General features: G+C 62.2%; 17 protein-coding genes and 1 pseudogene. 10 read left to right on the plus strand and 8 right to left on the minus strand.

All coding sequences use genetic code 11. The features are described from left to right. Positions 1 to 120 precede the first annotated feature (120 nt). The 4 genes and pseudogenes from A9975_RS35555 to A9975_RS35570 all read right to left on the minus strand — a co-directional run. A complete protein-coding gene (locus A9975_RS35555) occupies positions 121 to 1,143 on the minus strand; it encodes a cytochrome d ubiquinol oxidase subunit II (RefSeq protein ID WP_183036824.1) in 1,023 nt (340 codons plus the stop codon). Beyond that, positions 1,140 to 2,519: a cytochrome ubiquinol oxidase subunit I gene (locus tag A9975_RS35560; protein ID WP_183036825.1), complete on the minus strand. Its 1,380-nt coding sequence runs from the start codon at positions 2,517 to 2,519 to the stop codon at positions 1,140 to 1,142. The genes A9975_RS35555 and A9975_RS35560 overlap by 4 nt, the downstream gene beginning before the upstream one ends. A 4-nt stretch (positions 2,520 to 2,523) precedes the next feature. After that, positions 2,524 to 3,141 (minus strand): GbsR/MarR family transcriptional regulator, encoded by a 618-nt coding sequence (locus A9975_RS35565; RefSeq protein WP_183036826.1) that lies wholly within the window; start codon positions 3,139 to 3,141, stop codon positions 2,524 to 2,526. 659 nt (positions 3,142 to 3,800) lie between these two features. After that, positions 3,801 to 3,977: pseudogene (locus A9975_RS35570) on the minus strand (fumarylacetoacetate hydrolase family protein); the annotation flags it as partial. A 252-nt stretch (positions 3,978 to 4,229) separates the two neighbouring features. On the opposite strand from A9975_RS35570, the gene A9975_RS35575 reads away from it, so the two are divergent. Beyond that, positions 4,230 to 5,054 (plus strand): universal stress protein, encoded by an 825-nt coding sequence (locus A9975_RS35575; RefSeq protein WP_255504243.1) that lies wholly within the window; start codon positions 4,230 to 4,232, stop codon positions 5,052 to 5,054. A gap of 145 nt (positions 5,055 to 5,199) precedes the next feature. Here the strand turns inward: A9975_RS35575 and A9975_RS35580 are convergent, their stop codons facing one another. After that, positions 5,200 to 5,946, minus strand: coding sequence for a CHAD domain-containing protein (locus A9975_RS35580; protein ID WP_255504244.1), 747 nt, complete (start codon positions 5,944 to 5,946; stop codon positions 5,200 to 5,202). A 239-nt stretch (positions 5,947 to 6,185) separates the two neighbouring features. On the opposite strand from A9975_RS35580, the gene A9975_RS35585 reads away from it, so the two are divergent. Then, positions 6,186 to 6,542: an STAS/SEC14 domain-containing protein gene (locus tag A9975_RS35585; protein WP_183036828.1), complete on the plus strand. Its 357-nt coding sequence runs from the start codon at positions 6,186 to 6,188 to the stop codon at positions 6,540 to 6,542. Between the two features lie 137 nt (positions 6,543 to 6,679). Here the strand turns inward: A9975_RS35585 and A9975_RS35590 are convergent, their stop codons facing one another. After that, positions 6,680 to 7,309 carry a Crp/Fnr family transcriptional regulator gene (locus A9975_RS35590; protein WP_255504245.1) on the minus strand — a complete coding sequence of 210 codons (630 nt, stop codon included), beginning with the start codon at positions 7,307 to 7,309 and terminating at the stop codon, positions 6,680 to 6,682. Between the two features lie 210 nt (positions 7,310 to 7,519). On the opposite strand from A9975_RS35590, the gene A9975_RS35595 reads away from it, so the two are divergent. After that, positions 7,520 to 8,980, plus strand: coding sequence for a hypothetical protein (locus A9975_RS35595; protein ID WP_370565975.1), 1,461 nt, complete (start codon positions 7,520 to 7,522; stop codon positions 8,978 to 8,980). A 197-nt stretch (positions 8,981 to 9,177) separates the two neighbouring features. On the opposite strand, the gene A9975_RS35600 is transcribed toward A9975_RS35595, so the two are convergent. Then, entirely contained in the window at positions 9,178 to 9,912 is a 735-nt protein-coding gene (locus A9975_RS35600; protein WP_183036869.1) for a GntR family transcriptional regulator, read from the minus strand. Positions 9,913 to 10,046: 134 nt separating this feature from the next. Here A9975_RS35600 and A9975_RS35605 point away from each other — a divergent pair, with 134 nt between their 5' ends. Continuing rightward, positions 10,047 to 11,417, plus strand: coding sequence for an adenylosuccinate lyase family protein (locus A9975_RS35605; protein ID WP_183036830.1), 1,371 nt, complete (start codon positions 10,047 to 10,049; stop codon positions 11,415 to 11,417). Positions 11,418 to 11,450: 33 nt separating this feature from the next. Then, a complete protein-coding gene (locus tag A9975_RS35610) occupies positions 11,451 to 12,857 on the plus strand; it encodes a cation:dicarboxylate symporter family transporter (protein ID WP_183036831.1) in 1,407 nt (468 codons plus the stop codon). A 50-nt stretch (positions 12,858 to 12,907) separates the two neighbouring features. Here the strand turns inward: A9975_RS35610 and A9975_RS35615 are convergent, their stop codons facing one another. After that, positions 12,908 to 14,305 (minus strand): MFS transporter, encoded by a 1,398-nt coding sequence (locus tag A9975_RS35615; protein WP_183036832.1) that lies wholly within the window; start codon positions 14,303 to 14,305, stop codon positions 12,908 to 12,910. Between the two features lie 97 nt (positions 14,306 to 14,402). Here A9975_RS35615 and A9975_RS35620 point away from each other — a divergent pair, with 97 nt between their 5' ends. From A9975_RS35620 to A9975_RS35640, 5 genes are all read left to right on the plus strand, one after another. Further along, on the plus strand, positions 14,403 to 15,278 hold the full coding sequence (locus A9975_RS35620) for a LysR family transcriptional regulator (protein ID WP_183036833.1): 876 nt from the start codon (positions 14,403 to 14,405) through the stop codon (positions 15,276 to 15,278). A gap of 181 nt (positions 15,279 to 15,459) precedes the next feature. Continuing rightward, on the plus strand, positions 15,460 to 16,008 hold the full coding sequence (locus A9975_RS35625) for a hypothetical protein (protein WP_183036834.1): 549 nt from the start codon (positions 15,460 to 15,462) through the stop codon (positions 16,006 to 16,008). Between the two features lie 183 nt (positions 16,009 to 16,191). Continuing rightward, the gene (locus A9975_RS35630) at positions 16,192 to 16,755 is read left to right on the plus strand and encodes an RNA 2'-phosphotransferase (RefSeq protein WP_183036835.1); all 564 of its coding nucleotides are present in this window, start codon (positions 16,192 to 16,194) and stop codon (positions 16,753 to 16,755) included. A gap of 168 nt (positions 16,756 to 16,923) precedes the next feature. Next, a complete protein-coding gene (locus A9975_RS35635) occupies positions 16,924 to 17,460 on the plus strand; it encodes a GNAT family N-acetyltransferase (protein ID WP_183036836.1) in 537 nt (178 codons plus the stop codon). Positions 17,461 to 17,732: 272 nt separating this feature from the next. Next, positions 17,733 to 18,239, plus strand: a complete 507-nt coding sequence (locus tag A9975_RS35640; protein ID WP_183036870.1) for a GNAT family N-acetyltransferase — start codon at positions 17,733 to 17,735, stop codon at positions 18,237 to 18,239. The last annotated feature ends 111 nt before the right edge of the window (positions 18,240 to 18,350 follow it).

Consider the following 18,350-nt stretch of genomic DNA (forward strand, 5'->3'; position numbering starts at 1 on the left):
GCCCGGGGCGTGGAGGGTGGGGTGCCGGGTTGTTGGCCTTGCGAGCCGCTCATAGGTGCCTGGGGTGCGTGATATCCGAGTTTGATCGACCGCCGCTCAGACAATGCTCAGTGGCAATGCTCAGTAGTAATGCAGGTCGGTCGCCTTCCCCCAGAATACACGGTAGGCATACACCGTGTAACCCAGGATGGTCGGCAGCACCACTGCCGCGCCCACCAGGATCACCCCCAGCGACTCCGGCGCGCTCGCAGCTTGCCAGATATCGATCTTGTCCACCACCAGGTACGGGAAGATGCTGTAGGCCAAGCCGTTGAACGCCATCAGGAAGATCACCGCCGTGCCGGCGAAGGGCACCCAGCACCAGCGGTCGTTGCCGCGGTCGTGCATGGCCGGCAGGCGCCGCAGCAGGCGGTCGATGAGGATGAACAGCGCCACCGTGACCAGCGGGATCGGCGCCAGCAGGATGATGTTGGGCAGCGAGAACCATTTGTCGAAGATGCGCTGGCTCACCATCGGCGTGACCAGCGAGATCGCCGCCACGCCAATGCCTGTCAGCCAAAGGCTGCGGCGCGCCCAGTACATGGCGCGCCGCTGCAGGCCGCCACTGGTCTTCATGATCAGCCAGCCCGCGCCCAGCAGGCAGTAGCCTGCCACCAGGCACAAGCCCACCACTACCGCAAAGGCCAGGTCGAGCCAGCCGTGCTGGAATCCCGTGATATACAGGCCGAGCATCAGGCCCTGCGAGAAAGCGGCCAGCAGCGAGCCGGCGTAGAACGCGCGGTTCCACCACGGCTTATGGTGCGCGCGCGCCTTCACGCGGAAGTCGAACGCCACGCCGCGCAGGATCAGCCCCGCCAGCATCAGCGCCACCGGCAGGTAGAGCTGGGTCAGGATCACGCCGTGCGCAATGGGAAAGGCCACCAGCAGCAGTCCCACGCCCAGCACCAGCCAGGTCTCATTGGCATCCCAGAACGGGCCGATCGAGGCGATCATGGTGTCCTTGTCGGCATCGTCCGCGCGGCGCAGCAGCACGCCCACGCCCAGGTCGTAGCCGTCCAGGATCACGTAGACCAGCATGGAGATGCCCATCAGGGCCAGGAACACCAGCGGCATCCAGCCGGCGGGTTGGGTCAGGTCGGTCATTCTGCGCTCCGCAGTTCGCCAGGCAACATGGCTTGAGGGGGATCGGTCCGCGGGTTGTCCGCCTTCGGGGCGGTCCCGGCCTTGCGCGCCAGGTGGAACACCACCGAGACATAGGCCGCGATCAGCGCCAGGTAGAGTGCCAGGTACATCGCCAGCGTGGAGGCGATCATCGCCGCCGGCACCTTGGACGCCGCCTGCGCCGTGGTCAGCACGCCGTACACCAGGTAAGGCTGGCGGCCGATCTCGGTCACGTACCAGCCAGCCACCAGGGCCACCCAGCCGGAGAAGGTCATGGCAATCAGCACGCGCGCCATCCACGGCGCGGGCTGGCCGCCACGGCGCAACTGCCACGCCGCCACCCACGATGCCGCCAGCATCAGCAGGCCCACGCCCACCATGATCCGAAAGGCGAAGAACAGCGGCGCCACCGGCGGGTGCTTGTCGCCAAAGGCATCGATGCCTTTGATCTCGCCATCCATGCGATGCGTCAGGTAGAGCGAGGCCAGCTTGGGAATGGCGATCTCGAAATCATTGCTTTGCGTGCTTGCGTTGGGCACGCCGAACAACACGGCGGGCGCGCCCTCTTCCGTCTTCCAGATCCCCTCCATCGCGGCGATCTTGGCCGGCTGGTGGTGCAGCGTATTCAGGCCATGCAGGTCCCCCGCCACGATCTGCAGCGGGATCAGCACCGCGGCAATGGTCACGCCGGTGCGCAGCGACGACAGCACCTCCGGCGCGCGGTCGCCACGCAGCCAGCGATAGGCCGAGATGCCTGCCAGCAGGAACGCCACGGTCAGCCCCGACGCCAGCAGCATATGCACGAAGCGGTACGGGAACGACGGGTTGAAGATCACCGCCAGCCAGCTCGTCACGTGCGCGCGGCCATCGATTATCTCGAAGCCCGCCGGGGTTTGCATCCACGAATTCAGCGCCAGGATCCAGAAGGCCGACAACGTGGTGCCGCCCGCCACCAGCAAGGTGGCGATGGTATGCGTGCGGTTGCTCACCCGGCGCATGCCGAACAGCATGATGCCGAGGAAGGTCGCCTCCAGGAAGAACGCCGTCAGCACCTCATAGGCCAGCAACGGACCGGCCACGTTGCCCACGGTCTCCATATAGCCTGGCCAGTTGGTGCCAAACTGGAAACTCATGGTGATGCCGCTGACCACGCCCAGCGCAAAGGTCAGCGCAAAGATCTTCACCCAGAAACGGTACGCCGCCATCCAGCGATCATCGCCGGTCTTATTGAAGCGCAGCTTGAAAAACAGCAACACCCAGCCCAGCGAGATGCTGATGGTGGGAAACAAGATGTGGAACGTGATGTTGGCGGCAAACTGCACGCGCGCAAGCACCACCGGGTCGAGCGACGAGAACATGCAACTACTCCTTCCGGGTGCGGGTCGTCTTGGTTTTCACGGCACTGGCAGGGGGTGTGCCGGCGCGGGCTTTTCCGCCGATGGCAAGGCTGAGCTTGTCCTTCACGTCCAGCAGCTTGTTGACCTTGGAGCCGAGCTTCATCAGCTTCTCCAGCGTGGCCACATCGAGCTTCTGGATCTCGCCGAACCAGCTCGTCACCAGCAGGATCAGCCCGTACATCTCCTTCATCCGCTCCTGCGCATGGCGATCGTCCGGATCGCTCACGGTCTCCAGCTGGACCTCGCGCAGCATGGACAACGTGGGGTCGATCTCGCGCCGGCGGCGCTCCTCGGCCAGGGTGCGGAAAATCGCCCAGACATCGTCAGGTGCCGAGAAATACTCGCGGCGGTCACCCGGCTGGTGAGACAGCTTGACCAGGTTCCACGATTCCAGCTCCTTCAGCCCGATGCTGACGTTGGAGCGCGAGAAGCCCAGCGCCTCGGCGATTTCGTCGGCGTTGAGCGGGCGGGAGGCGGTAAACAGCAAGGCATAGATTTGCCCAACCGTGCGGTTGATGCCCCAGCGGCTGCCCATTTCACCGAAGTGAAGTACGAAGCGCTGGATCAGGGGCGACAGATGCATCTTGTTTGTTTTGAATTTTTAGGAAGTTGTGAAAGTTTAGTACGAAAAGGCCGGCTATGCTGCGGTGCGGGGTGCGACAACGGGTCGCTGCTGTCCGGCGCTAAGCTGGTGCCCTTGGCGCCATATCTCCACGGCGAACCTGCCACGATCCAGGTCAGCCTGCTTGTAAGATAGGGTTGCTGGGGAGCAACTGCCGCCCGCACCAGCCAACCCAACCCAGAATGAACAGGACCAGTCATGTTTTCAGGCCATTCGATCCATTTAGGGAACTCCGCCGTTGCGATTACGCTGTTGATGGCGTCGGCGACTGTATTTGCCGCTCCGCAGACGAACAGTCTCGGCCTGAGTCTAAGTACCCAGCGCGGCATTAGTGGCGGTCGGAGCGGCGGCACTGAGCTGGAAACCGCGCCACTTTCACAGCAGAAAATCGGCGTGGCACAGCCGGCGTCAACATACGGGACTCTGCCGGGTAACGGATCGGCGATATATCCGTACATCGTCGTGCCGTATACGCAGCTACCTGGCGTTGCGCCTACTCCTCGTCCGCAGCCGCTTCCCCGACCGATGCCACGTTTGCCATAGGAGGCACGCGAGTCTCGACGATGCAGTGCGGGGCAGAGAGCGCGGGTATGGAAGGCAAGGAGCTCTCAAAACAAGTACTACGCTGACTCGCTGCGAATGGAATTCCTGAGCACGCCAAGCTTGCTGACTTCGACCTCGACCACATCGCCGCTCTTCTTGAATACCGGCGGATTTCGCTTGGCGCCGACACCGCCCGGCGTACCGGTGACAATCACGTCGCCAGGCGCAAGCGCGACGAAGCTGGAGCAGTAGGCGGCGGTCCGCCCGCGAACCTGGCCTGGGGGCTACCTGCCGGATCTGCCGGGGTGTGCTCCGCCATTCGCGCATTTGGCAAGCGGGCTGATTACTTACGGATGTTCCTCGTCAAGCCACTATATTTGAGGCGAAAGCCTAAGGTTTTTCGCCTGTCCGGTTTCTCGCGATCAGGAGCCGCCGGCAGCCGATGAGGTCTGCCACATGGCATTCCCGCAACGAATGCGATCCGGGGGGTGATTGGGGGACTGGAGATGTATCGGGACTTGCTGGTGCACGTAGATGGGAGTGAATCAGGGCGGCGCAGGGTGCAATTCGCTGCCGGCCTGGCTGGCAGCACAGGCGCGCGACTGAGCGGAATCCATGTGACCCCACCGCCGGAGGTGCCGCCCCTATACAAGCCGACGCGGGTCGAGGAAGTCGCGGCGCATCTCTCCTCGCAACTCGCGCTGCAAGCCGCGGAGGCAGCGGCTGTGTTCCGCGCCGAGGTGTCGGGGCGCCAGGCTGACACGTGCTGGTTCGAGGCGACAGGCGACGTCGTCGAGGGTATTCGCGACAGAGCCCGCTACGCGGACCTTGTCATTGTTGGCCAGTACGAATGGCAAGGCTCGCCGGAAACCCACCCCTTGCCGATCGCTCACTCGGTTGTTGTACGATGCGGCCGTCCCGTTCTGGTCGTGCCCGCCGCCGTACAGCTTGGGTCACTTGCAAACGTTGCCATCGCCTGGGACGGGAGCCGTGAAGCGGTACGGGCAGTCCACGATGCCTTGCCGCTATTGCGCCTGGCACGATCCGTGCGGGTCGTCACGAACAGTCCCGAGTCCACGAAAAGCGGCGACGACGACGCGGAAAGCTTGTTGGCGCATCTATGCAGGCACGGGGTCGCGGTTGAAGCTGACGTGCATCGCATCGGAAGCGCCCAGGCGCACCATGCACTCCGGAAACAGATTGAGCAGGGGCCGTATGATCTCTTGGTGATGGGCGGCTACTCTCACCCGATGTGGATGGAGTTCGTCTTCGGCGGCGTCACAGAATCCATTCTCCTGTCCTTGAAGATACCCGTGCTGGTTTCCCATTAGCGAGGCCGCGTTTCCACCGGTCGTGCTCCGGGGCGTTGTGCTGTTGCTGCTAGTCGCGAATACCCTGCAGCATTGCAGCCGATGTCGCCGGCGTTACCGACATCCCCGCGTCCCGGCACCGTCGGCACGCGAACATGTCGCCACCTTAGACTGGCAGAGAAATTACCTTGAACCGCTTCCATATGCGACGCAGGGCTTCCTTGTCGGCGGACACCAGGGCGGCAATATAGCCGCGCGCATAGCTGGCGCCGGCACAGGCCTCCTGCTGCTCGTTCTGCAGGCGGCCAAGCAGACCATCCGCGACGGTCATGTCGTTGCGCCAACCCAGGTCGTCCTGCAGGCGGGCTAATGTGTCCCGGTATCGTCGTGTGCGCTTTTCCGGGTACAGTGACCCGAAGAACTCGGTCGCATAGCGCAGCTTCTTTGCGGCGATGCGGGCACGATGGAGCCGGCGCGGATCCAGCCTGGCCAGGCCGCGGCCGCGCTTTAGCAGCTTGCGATGCCGCTCATGCAATCTCGCAAGTGCAAAATCGCTTGCACTTCCTGCAAGCGAGGCGCGCTGCGTTTCGTCCAGATCCCGACGCCAGTCAGGGCTTTCCAGCCACCGGCAAAGCTCCAGGATCAGTTGCGTGTACCGTTCGGAATCAACTGCCTGTGCGGCGTGCTGCCGTTTCTCGCCGGCCATCGCCGCCACCCCGCGCCGCGGCTCTGTCAGCAGATCCGCCGGCGCGCCTTTGAACACCGCTGGCAGGGTGGTATTCGCGAGCACTTCCCAATCGCGTGCGGGCCCGACTTCTCCCGCGTGACAGCCGGATCTCAGCGGCAATCCGGAGAACAGGAAGCCGCACTTTTGCATGCACATCGTGTTCACTAAAGGGATCCAGCGTTCCAAAGCCGGTCGTTCTAGAATCTGGTCTATTGTCTGTCGATGATCGGGGCGCCATCGGTGAGATTCGAACTAATAGTGCACGTGGACGTCCAGGCTGTCCGGCTACGTGGTCCGTAGCGTGACCGAATTCGATCTACGACAGCGATAAATTTCCGCCATCAGGCGTACTATCAGGAGGTGATCGAACGCTAGGTTTTCCCGTGCCTGAGCGTGTAACGTATCCCCAGCCAAATGGTCCTGCCATGATCCTGTATCACACTGACCCCGATTCCCCGGTCGTCGAGATTTCCGTCGAAGGCAAAATCACTGACCACGATCTGCGCGAAGCCATCGAGCGCCTGCGAGGGGATCTCGAACTGAACGGCAAGACCCGCGTGCTCGAACGCATCGAGCATTTCACCGGCATCGAGCCAAAGGCGCTGTGGACCGACCTGACGCTCGGCGTTTCCGTGGCCCGCAAAATCACACGCGCCGCCGTGGTGGCCGACGCGGGATGGATCCACGCCTCGATGCATCTGGCGCGGTTCTTCACGAAGGCCGAAGTCAAGGCGTTCCACGTCAACGAGCTGGATCAGGCGCGCGCCTGGATCAACGGCTGAGCGCCGCCGGGCAAATCTCGTATCGTCCCGGGCCATCGCCGAGCAGAGGCCTGCCCGCATAGCGAGCTCGGTCACCGATTGATCGGTGAGGGACATGGAGCTCGCCAGGCGGCCCGGCGCTGAAATAGATGCCCGTGTCAGGTGTCGTCCTCATCCCGCAAGCGCTCAGGATCCATCACGCGAATGCTCCGGAACGCGATCTCGATCAGCCCGCGCTTCTCCAATTGCTTCAGGAGCTCATTCAATGTCTGGCGGGACACACCAATCATCGCGGCAAGATCGACCTGCGAAACCTTCAAGGTGACGGGACCGCCTTGAGGCACCAGCGGACGCTGCAACAGCAGGAGTTCCGCCAACCTTGCACGTACGCGAGCCTCCGGGGCCATCAGTTTTGTATCTGAGATATAGCGGAGGACGCCTGCATACCGCTGCGCGATGAGCAGCGCGAAGTAACGGTAGGCCGCTGGATCTTCGTTGACGATCCGCTCGAACTGCGCCCGCGAGAGGACAAGCAGTCTTGCGTCCGTGTCGGCAATGACGGCCGTCGTTGTCTTTTCATTGGTCATCAACGCCAGCGGCCCAAACCAGAAGCCAGGGTTGCCGACGTGGTAGAGGCTCTCCTCACCATCAGCCAGCATGCGGGTGACCCGCACTCGTCCCTCCAGCACAGCGCACATTGCCTTGGGCGAGCTTTCCTGGGCTGAAATCAACGCGCGTTTGCTGAAGCTGCGCACCGTGCCGTACTCAATGATCTTGCGCTGCAACATATCCGGCAGGTTTCCGAACCATGCATCAGCTGCGAGTACGCGACGAATGTCGCGGGGTGGGCGTGTATCTGGCGCAGTCATGGAGCAGAAATTTCTGAGAGTTGTCGGCACGGCGACAAGTGCGGTCGGGGTCCGAATGTAGCATGCCTCGAAACGGCATGATGCCGTTCCCGCCTCGCACCCATGAGCACCAAGACAAGGAGACAAGCCGTGTTTCAAGTATCTGGCCCTATCGCATCCGCCGCGGACCGAAGCCGCAGGAGTTTCCGGTGTTTCACAACGGCCCTGGCGTGTGCCGCGGGCGTGCTGGCGATTGCCAGCGCGAATGCACAAGTGCCGACGGCACCCGCCGCCGAATCCACCCGCGCCGCCAACACGGGCAAGGACCCGATTCCCGGCCCGCGCAATTGCTTCTGGTCGCGCGGCCCTGCCAGCGCCGATCCTTACATCAACATTGCGTATCCGGATGCCGGTACTTTCTATTGGGCGGCCACGTTCTCAGTGCCGGAAGGCGCCAAGCTGTCCGTGGAGGGCGAGTTCCCGCATTCGCGCTATATGTCGCTGATCAGCTATGACGGCGCCGGCGTGCCAGTCGAATCGGTGGCTGACTACCTGATCAAACCGGCGCCTGGCGCCATCAATCCTTTCTTGCCGGGGGCTGAGCGCAATGCCAGCGCCCGGACATACTCACTGGCGGTTGTTGATGGCGTACCGCCTGCCAACCAGCCGGTCGGCATGAATCAGGTTGGCCAGCAGCGTGCGACATTGCATGCTCCCAAGTACGGAGCCGGCCAGCAAGTTATCCTGTACCGCATCTATGCGCGCGACAAGGGGACAGACGAGACCGGCGGCACCGGGCTGCCGGTTCCAGTGCTGACATTGGCAGACGGCAAGGTGTTGAAAGGCGATGCGGTTTGCCCAGCTTTGCGGACAAAGCAGCCGCTCCAGTTGGATGCTGCCGCGCTGGCGGTGCCGATGGAGAAGTACCACGCGCTCATCGCCGCCGCGCGCGAAGTGGGGAAAGCGAAGAATGAACCGGCTTATCCGGCTACCAATCCACCTACCTGGTATATCCAGTACGACCGCGAGTATCTGTACAGCCTCTATACCGGCAAGCCGTTAGCCAATCCGAAGAAGAGCACGGGAGGCTTTTATCCGAACCTCGACAACCAGTACATTCGTACTATTGTCAGCCGCAAGCTTGGCAAGGTGTTCGTCATCCGCGCGAAGGCACCCACCACGCCGAAAACGTACAACGGCGATGCAACCATGGGTAACGGCGATCTGCGCTACTGGTCGATGTGCTCCAACCAGGGCTTTGCCAACACCCGGGTCAACGCTTGCGCCTATGACGAGCACATCCCGGTGGGCCCGGATGGCTTCTACACGATCGTTGTCAGCCGGAAGGAGGATCGTCCGCGCAATGCAATCGATGCATGCGGCATCACCTGGCTGCCAATGGCGGATGACGGCGACGGCGCGGCAGACGCTGACGTCACGGTAGTGCAACTACGGCACATGCTCGGAACGTCCAATTTCCCTCATGCCGTGCAAGCGATTGAAAAGCCGGGCGATGAACGAAGAGTCATGGCTGACTACTATCCGCAGGGCCGCTATATGTCGACGTCCGCATTTGAAATTGCGCTGCCTTGCATGCCTGCCAAGCCCTGATCCGAGGCGCTGCGGACGTGCTCCCAATACCGTGGGATCGATCGGCGTCAGTTTTTTGGCGCATGCAACCGGGTTATTCCACAGCCGCCTGGCGTAGTTGGAGTGATCTGCCATTCGGTGGGGTTGGTGAATCTGGCATGGGTCACTATCCCGGCCGACGCATCAGATCGGTGGCGGATGCCATCTCGCAGGACAGCTTATCCAGTCGAGCACTGCAGCCGCATCGATAACGAAAAGCGGTCCGCGGGATGCACCGTGACCGAGACCTCGAACACGTTGCCGCTTGCATCGAAGTAGCGGCGCACGATCTTGAGTGCCGCCTCTCCCGGCCTCAGCCCAAGGGCGCGTGAGATGTCGGTGTCGCCGACATTGAAGGCACGCACGTCCTGGCGTATCTCGGCAATGCAGCGGCCGTAACGCGCCTCGATCACGGCGCTGATCAAGATACCAGGCGATGCGCGGATGATCTCGCCGATCTCCGCATAGATTGGGTCGATATACACATCGGTCCAGCCGATGGGCGACGCGTTGGCATCGCCGTCCCTGCGCAAGCTTGAGATGCGCAGCCAGCGCGTGCCGCTGGCGCAGCCCAGTTCCTTGGCTTGCGCACCGCTCACCGTCACTTCCTCGATTGCCTGCACCACGCGCAGATGCGCGGCGCCGAATTGCACCAGATCCTCCACGGATGCCAACGCGGGACGAAACCCTTTTGTCGGTGCGCAAGCCTCGACCCGGGTCCCCACGTTCTTGCGCCTGGACACCAGGCCGAGTTCCTGTAGCTCGGCCAGCGCCGCCCTCACTGTGTGGCGGCGGGTGCCGTAGTGGTCTACCAGTTCCAGTTCCGTCGGCAGCAATGAGCCGACCGGGAAATGGCCGGATCGAATGCCTTGCGTCAGATCGCGGGCGACGGCCGAGAAGTTGAGCTTCGGCATGGCGAGGGGAGCGGGCGGTTTCATGACGCTAGGGTAAACCCATGGTTTCCAATATGTTTAAACATATTATAGTTGAATATGTTCGAACATATTCGATTGTGTTCAGGAAACCAGCATTTACCTCAGAGGCCGATATGTCCACTTTTTCCGTCCCCATGGCTAGCACCGTAGTTGATTCGATTCTGTTCCGCGATGCCTTTGGCACCGCCAGGATGCGCGAGATCTTCTCCGATCGGGCGCTGATCCAGCGATACATCGACGCCGAGATCGCGCTGGCGAAGGCCGAAGCGCGCGTCGGCGTGATCCCGGCCGAGGCGGCGGAAGTGATTGCGCGCGAGTCGCGCATCGAGCGCATCGACTTTGACCATATGCGCGAGGAGACGGACATCGTCGGGTACCCGATCCTGCCGCTGGTGCATCAGCTGGTTGGCATGTGCGGCGAGGCCGGCCGCTACGTGCACTGGGGTGCGACCACGCAGGACATCATGGACACCGCGGTGGCACTGCAGGTGCGCGACGCGCTCGACAGCATCGACACCGATATCCGCGAACTGCGCGGCATCCTGGCCGGCCTGGCGGTCAAGCATCGCGACACGCCCATGGCCGGCCGCACCCACCTGCAGCAGGCGCTGCCGGTCACTTTTGGCTACAAGGCAGCAATCTGGCTCGCCATGTTCGACCGCCACCAGCAGCGTCTGGCGCAATTGCGGCCGCGGGTGGCCGTGGTGGAATTTGCCGGTGCGGCGGGCACGCTGGCCTCGCTGGGCGACAAGGGCTTCGCGGTGCAGCAGGCGATGGCCGAGGAACTTGGGCTGGGCGTGCCGGCAACCACCTGGCATGTGGCACGTGACGGCTTTGCCGAGGCGGTGAACCTGCTCGCATTGATCACAGGTTCCCTTGGCAAGATCGCACTCGACATCATGATCATGGCGTCGACCGAGTTCGCCGAGGTCTATGAGCCATTCGTCAAAGGCCGTGGTGCTTCCAGCACCATGCCGCAAAAGCGCAACCCGATCTCCAGCGAACTGATGCTGGCCGCCTCGAAGGCCGTGCGACAGCATGCCGGCCTGATGGTCGATGCCATGGTGCAAGACTTCGAGCGCGCGACCGGCCCATGGCATGCGGAGTGGATTGCGATTCCCGAGAGCTTCATCTTTACTGCCGGCGCGCTTCACCAGGCGAAGTTCGCGCTTGGCGGCCTCATCGTCGATACCGAACGCATGAAGCACAACCTCGGCATCACCCGTGGCCTGATCGTGGCCGAGGCGGTGATGATGGGCATGGCCCCCTTTACCGGCCGCCAGCAGGCGCATGACATCGTCTATGACGCCTGCCGCACCGTGAACGAGAAGGGCGGCACGCTGGCCGAGGCGCTGATGGCACTGCCTGAGGTCACGCAACACTTCGATCGTGCGGCGATCGACCGTTTGACGGATCCGGCCAACTATCTCGGCCTGGCGCCGCAGATGGTGGACCGCGCCGTCGCGTTGTCGAGCGGTGTGTAAGAAACAGCATCAAACAGCATCGAGGAGACAGATATGGAAAACCACTCATCCAGCGCAGATGCGCTGATCTCGCCCCCGAGAAAACTACCCTGGTATCGCAAGCTGGGTATGCAAGTGCTGGTGTCCCTGGTGCTGGGCATCGCGGTGGGCTTCCTCTTCCCGAAATTCGCCTCGCAGCTCAAGCTGCTCGGCGACATGTTCCTCTCGCTGATCAAGGCGGGCGTGGCGCCGCTTGTGTTCCTCACCATTGTCCACGGCATTGCATCAGCCGGCGATGTGAAGAGTGCCGGCCGCGTCGGCTGGCGCTCCATCTTCTATTTCGAAGTGCTTTCGACCATTGCCCTGGTCGTGGGCATGCTGGCGGGTAACCTCTTGCAGATCGGCAAGGGCATGACCACGGTAGCCACCGGCGCCGCCCCGCCGGTGGTGGCCAAGGCCGGGCCGCACGGCTTCCTCGAGTTCATGGCCCACATCGTGCCAGACAACTTTGTCGGGGCGTTCGCCAAGGGCGAACTGCTGCAGGTGGTGGTGCTTGCGGTGATGGTCGGCATCGGCATCCTCGCCATTCCGGAAGGCCGGCGCGGGAAGATCAACGAGGGCATCGGCCAGATCTCCGAGGTGCTGTTCTCCTTCATCAACCTGGTGATGAAGCTGGCGCCGATCGGCACGTTCGGCGCAGTAGCCTATTCGGTTGGCAGCAACGGCACCGCGGTGCTGATCGCGCTGGCCCAACTGGTGTTCAGCTTCTACGCGGTGGTGGCGGTGTTTATCGTGGTGGTGCTGGGTCTGGTGGCGCGGCTGGCGGGCTTCAGTCTCTGGCGCTTCCTGCGCTACATCAAAGACGAGATCCTTATCGTGCTTGGCACCGCCTCGTCGGAGAGTGCGTTGCCTCGCCTGCTGATCAAGCTGGAGCGCTTGGGTTGCGCGAAGCAGACCGTGGGCCTGGTGCTGCCAACCGGCTACGCATTCAACCTGGATGGCACCTCGCTCTTCATGGCCATGGGCGTGATGTTCATCGCGCATGCCTACGGCGTGCCGCTGTCGCTGGATCAGCAGATTGGCATCCTGTTGCTGATGCTCCTGACTTCCAAGGGCGCGGCGACCGTCTCTGGCGGCTCCTTCGTGGTCTTTGCCGCAACGGTGACTTCGACGGGGATGCTGCCGGTCGAAGGACTGGCCGTCATCTTCGGCGTCTACCGCTTCCTGTCGATGGCGATCGCCACCTGCAATACGATCGGCAACAGCGTCGCCACCGTGGTCATTGCCAAGTGGTCCGGCACCTTTGACCGCGAGGCTGCGCAGCGGCATCTGTATCCCGAGCGCTTTCCTGAAACCGCCAACGCCGATGCCGCGCTCGACGATGGCAACCTATTGCCCGAGGACTCCACGGAAGGCAATCAACATACCGCCGGTATCCCGCTGTCGAAATCCGGAGTGTGATCGGAACAGCCCGCCGGTCAAGCGAAGGTGCCAATTCAGGAGCATCAGGTTCAAGTGGCGCCTTGCCGCCCGTCCTCACCAGCGGCAGGACGTTCCGCGCGAATGCCAAACCAGCACATCACGGCGCCCAGCAGCAGCAGTGCGGCCGCGAGGCAGAGCGATAGATGCATGCCGCGCATGAAGGCCGGCGGGGCAGTGTCGTGCACCAGGTAACCGAACCCCGCCACGCCGAGCATGCCGCCTACCTGCCGCGCCGAGTTGAGGACGCCCGAGGCGATGCCCGCGCGGGAGCCATCCACGGCTGACAGCGTGACATTGGTCATGGTCGGCACCATCAGCGCGATGCCGCTGGCGGCCAGCAGCATGGGCGGGGCGAGCAGCCAGTAGGGGCCGTCGATGCGCACCGGCAACAGCAGCAGGTAACCCAGGGCGGCCAGGAGCAATCCCAGCACCATCAGGTATCTCGCGCCCATCCGCATGATCAGGCGGCCGGCGAGCACGTTGACTGCCATCAGCACCACCGTCATCGGGAGGAACGCCAGCCCGGTCTGCTGTGGCGATAGTCCCTGCTGAAGCTGGAAGAACAGGCTGAAGACAAAGATCTGGCCATAGTAAGCAAAATTCACGATCACACCGGCGAGTGACGCCACCCTGAACGCCGGGATGCGCAATAGCGCCAGCGGCAGCATCGGCGCGGCACTGCGTGATTCGATGCGGATGAAGGCGGCCGCCGACGCCAAGGCCAGCCAAAGCCCTGCCTGCACCCAGGCGTGTCCCCAGCCGAGACGGCCGGCTTCGGTGACCGATGCGGTGAGTGCCGCCAGCGCCAGTATGGCCGCGCCCTGCCCGGGCCAATCCAGGCCGCGGTGATGTCCGCCGCCATCGGCGGCGACATGGCGCAACGTCAGATACAGGCCAATCAGGCCCAGCGGCAGGTTGATCAGGAAGATGCTGCGCCAGCCGAAGTGGGTCACCAGCAAGCCGCCGAGCACCGGCCCGGCCGCTAGCGAGATACCGCCGATCGCACCCCACCAGCCGACGGCGCGGCTGCGTTGTTCGCGATCGGGAAAGGCACGCTGGAGCATCGACAGCGAGTTCGGCACCAGCAGCGCCGCCCCAATGCCCTGGCCCAGCCGGGCCAACACCAGCATTGCCAGGCTGCCCGCCGCGCCGCAAGCCACCGACATCAGCGTGAACAGCGCGAGCCCCATCAGGAACACCCGCCTGGCGCCCAGGCGATCTCCGAGTGCTCCGCTGGTCAGTAGCAACGCCGCAAACACCAGCGTATAGGCGTTGATCACCCATTGCAGCCCCGCCACATCGGTGGCGAATCCTTGCCGCAAGGCATCCAGGGCGACGTTGACGACGCTGACGTCCAGCAGGACGACGACAAAGCCGAGCGCAGCGGCCAGCAGGGTGGCTCGTTGCGCATTGGTGGTGGTAGGCATGGCATGGATTCCAACGATAGGATCTGCGCATGCTAGGCTGCAGACTTGTCCGCGTAAATTCCATAAAATCTCCACCGAACCTGGAGAAAACGCACAGATGCTCGATTGGGAAAACCTTCGCCACTTCCTGGCAGTCGCCCGCACCGGCACGCTGTCCGGCGCTGCGCGCGATTTGCAGGTGGATCACGCCACGGTCAGCCGCCGGCTGGCCGCGCTGGAAGCCGGGCTGCAAGCGCTTCTGGTTGAACGCTTGCCGCGCTCGTGCCGCCTGACGCCGCTTGGGGTGTCGGTCTTCGAGCACGCCAAGGCGATGGAAGCTGCCGCATTCGCTATCGAGCGGCAGACGCGTGCCAGCCACGAGCCCGTGAGCGGCAAGGTGTCGCTCAGTGCGCCACCGGTGCTGACCACCCATCTGCTGGCCGGCCGGCTGGCGGATTTCCGCGCGGCTTATCCGGGTATCCAGCTCTGCGTGTCGGCGCAGGCCCGTGCGGTGTCGCTGACGCGCCGTGAGGCCGACGTAGCGCTACGGCTGGTGCGGCCCAGCGAGTCGAGCAGTGTGGTGCGCAAGCTGGGGCAGATGCCATTCGCCTTGTACGCAAGCCTCGACTATCCGGCATTGCGCAATCCCCGCGACTGGACCTTTATTGCCTACGACGCGCAGTTCGCCGGCATGCCGCAGCAGCGCTGGCTGCTGGAGCTGGCGGGTCCACGGCCGGTGGGCTGCGAACTCAGCGATATCAGCAGCCATCTCGCCGCTGCCCGCGCAGGGGCGGGCGTGGCAGGCCTGCCTTGTTTCCTGGGGGATGCCGATGCGGGCCTGGTACGGCTGGAGCACGAGGGCGCTGCATTCTCGCGCGACATCTGGCTGGTGGTGCACAAGGACTTGCGGCGCTCGGCCCCTGTGCGCGCGGTGATGGACTTTCTTGGCGAGGTAGTGGCCGGGCACGGCGCATTTGGAGCCGCTTCGGAATAGGCACATGGGCTTTCAAGCGGTTGCTTGGGGTTGGTCAACGAGGCGGGCCCGCCAATATCAGTCTGTCGACACGGACGCCTGGATCATCGACAATCGACGTGTGGATGGCAGACAATTCTCTTCGTGGAGTGAACCGCAGACCATAGGATGCAAATCTCGCGTGCGGTGGGAAAAAATATAAATGACTCTGATTGACGATTTTCTGCCTCGTTATGATTTCCGAGAGCGACACGCTGCGCTTGTACACGCTCCAGCGAACATTATTCTGGATTGCGTTGCTCGCCAACGTGCGCAAGATGATCCGCTGGTACGGCTGGCCATTGGCCTGCGCGAGCTGCCGTCGCGATTGATGAACCGGTCGAGCAGACCCCCGCTTGATCTCGACGATTTCACATTTCTTGGTCGCGAGGGGGATTCCGGGCTGGCGTTCGGACTGATCGGCGCTTTCTGGCGGGCAGATTACGGTTTGCTGGACATTGGGTCCCCCGAAGCCTTCAAGGCGACAGCCAGAATGGACGTCTGCCAACTCGTCATGAGCTTCAATGTGGATGCCAATGCGTCAGGCGCATCCGTGCTGAGCACGGAGACCCGGGTGTTTTGTCCAACCGCGGCAGTTCGTCGCCGATTTGCTCCTTACTGGTACATCATCCGTCCTGTCAGTGGGCTAATCCGGCGGCGTATGCTTGCCCGGGTTCGGCGACAGGCCGAAGGTCTTGCCAAAGAACGATGAGAGCCGTCTGCGCAAGGCGGTGAAGGGCAGGGCGGACGCACGTCGTTTGCTTTCCGACTAGAATCGGACGTCCGAATTCGCCACTGGCCAAGAATGGCTATTTGTGAAAGGTATATGCATGGAGTGGCTTGAACCGTGGTGGTCCACTAAAAGTATGCTTCCGGAGCACCAGGAGTGGGTGAATTGAGCGAAGACCTGACGTCCAGCAGTAAATTCCTTAGTTTGGTGCTCAGACACGCTCCGGAAACGATAGGCCTTTCGCTGAATGAAGCCGGTTGGGCCAATGTCGAGCTGCTCCTGCGGCAAGCCAATGCGCACGGCAAGCGAATTGATCGTGAGATGCTTGAGAAGATCGTGGCGACCAGCGACAAGAGGCGGTTTGCCATCAGCGACGACGGGCTGATGATCCGAGCCAACCAGGGGCACTCGATGGATGTGAATCTTGGTCTCGAAGCGCTTAAGCCGCCTGTGCAACTTTTTCACGGTACGGCAAGCAGGTTCGTTCCTGCCATTCAGGACCAGGGCTTGAAGCCGCAGAGCAGGCAGCACGTGCATCTGTCGGCAGACATTGCTACCGCGCTAGCCGTTGGGCGTCGGCACGGCAGTCCCATCGTGTTGAGGGTGGAGTCCGCGAAGATGCACGAGCTGGGTCACGCCTTCTTCCAATCACAGAACGGTGTTTGGCTCACGCAAGCGGTGCCGCCTCAGTTCATACAACCGATCGACTTGCCCAAGCTTTTTGGATGATGCGGCTTAACAGCCGGCCGAGTCGGCCAAGCGCGGCCGCTCATGCATGCTGCGCGACAGAATTCTTGTTCGATGGCGCTAGCGCCAATCCGTACTGCGCGTCAGAGGCCCCAGACAGGTGGCGCGACCGGCTAAGATGCGGGATGATCAGCGCTAAGAGGTTCTGGAATGAGAATTGGTGCAACCATGGAGTCCGGGTACCCGGGCATATCACTTCGTCAGTTGGAGCGCGCTGACATGAAAGCCTGGTTTGCATACTTATCGAACCCGGCTGTTATCGAACACACGAGCTGGAACCTGAGGTCAGAGGACGAGCTCTTACAGATGTTTGACGGATTCGAATCGCCGGATGCCCAATCAACCAGGCGCCTGGCGATTATTGAACGCTCCAGTAGCAACCTCGTTGGCACGATTGGGTTTCACACCATTTCCGACGTGAATCGCACAGCGGAAATTGCTTATGACCTGGCCCCTTCGCACTGGGGAAAAGGCATTGCCACCTCTGTGTGCGCTTCCGTCACTGACTGGGCCTTCATTGCTTACGGCTTTGTTCGCATTCAAGGCACCGTACTGAAAAGCAATTTGCCGTCCATGCGAGTGCTGCAGAAGTGTGGCTATCGCCACGAAGGCCTGCTTCGCTCGTACCGCATGGTTCGCGGCACACCAAGCGATTTCAATTGCTACGCACGCGTAGCTAACGATTGACGCCAGACGTTGCGTTGCATCGACCAGTTGAATTCGCAGTCGGCGACTGCCGTCCACCTGCATGGCCGAGCCACTATTGGCCTTTCAAGCCAAGCGATCGATTCTGCCTGCTCTCGCTTATTCGCCACAATGCGAAGGTGCACGCGAACGAGAAGAACCGGGCGCCAGTGTTGCTGGTGCGGCACGTCAAACCGTTAACCACAGCATTCTAAAAATGCATCATTATTCAAATGACGCAAACGCACAATTTTTGAGATTTTATGACCGCCTCCTTGGTTGAAATCCGACTACTTACCGCCGCTGACGCAGCAATCTTCAAGGCAATCCGTCTACAGGCTATCGAAAACGCTCCCACGGCGATCTGGCCAACCCGCGTCGAAGAAGAGGCGCGCTCTGTCAGTGCAGTCGCAGAGCGAATTCAATCGACGCCTACGCAGGCTGTTTTTGGTGCGTTCGCTTGTGACACCCTGGTTGGCATCGCTGGCGTACGTCGCGAATCGCTCTCGCAGGTGAGCCACAAGGCGACCATCTGGGGGGTATTTGTTGCCCCGAACCAACGCGGCAAGGGAATCGCGCGGGATCTGTTGAAAACTGCGATGGCCCATGCGTCAAAGAACTGGGATAGCGCGCAGTGCAATCTGTGCGTCAATACGGAAAACACCGCGGCCAAACGATTGTACGAATCATTGGGATTTGCAGCTTTCGGCATCGAACCCCGCGCAATGAAGGTGGATGGGCGGTTCTACGACGAACAGCACATGGTTCTGAAGCTGCGATGATCGCAACGAAGCGGCCTTCGTTATTCCCGTTTCCGACTACGGCCATTCATCGGGATGTTGGAATGCCATCGCTATCGCTGGCTTGACCAGCTAGCCGCCATTCAATGCGCG

This window comes from Cupriavidus sp. UME77 (assembly GCF_014170355.1).
GTDB classification, from domain to species: Bacteria; Pseudomonadota; Gammaproteobacteria; order Burkholderiales; family Burkholderiaceae; genus Cupriavidus; species Cupriavidus basilensis.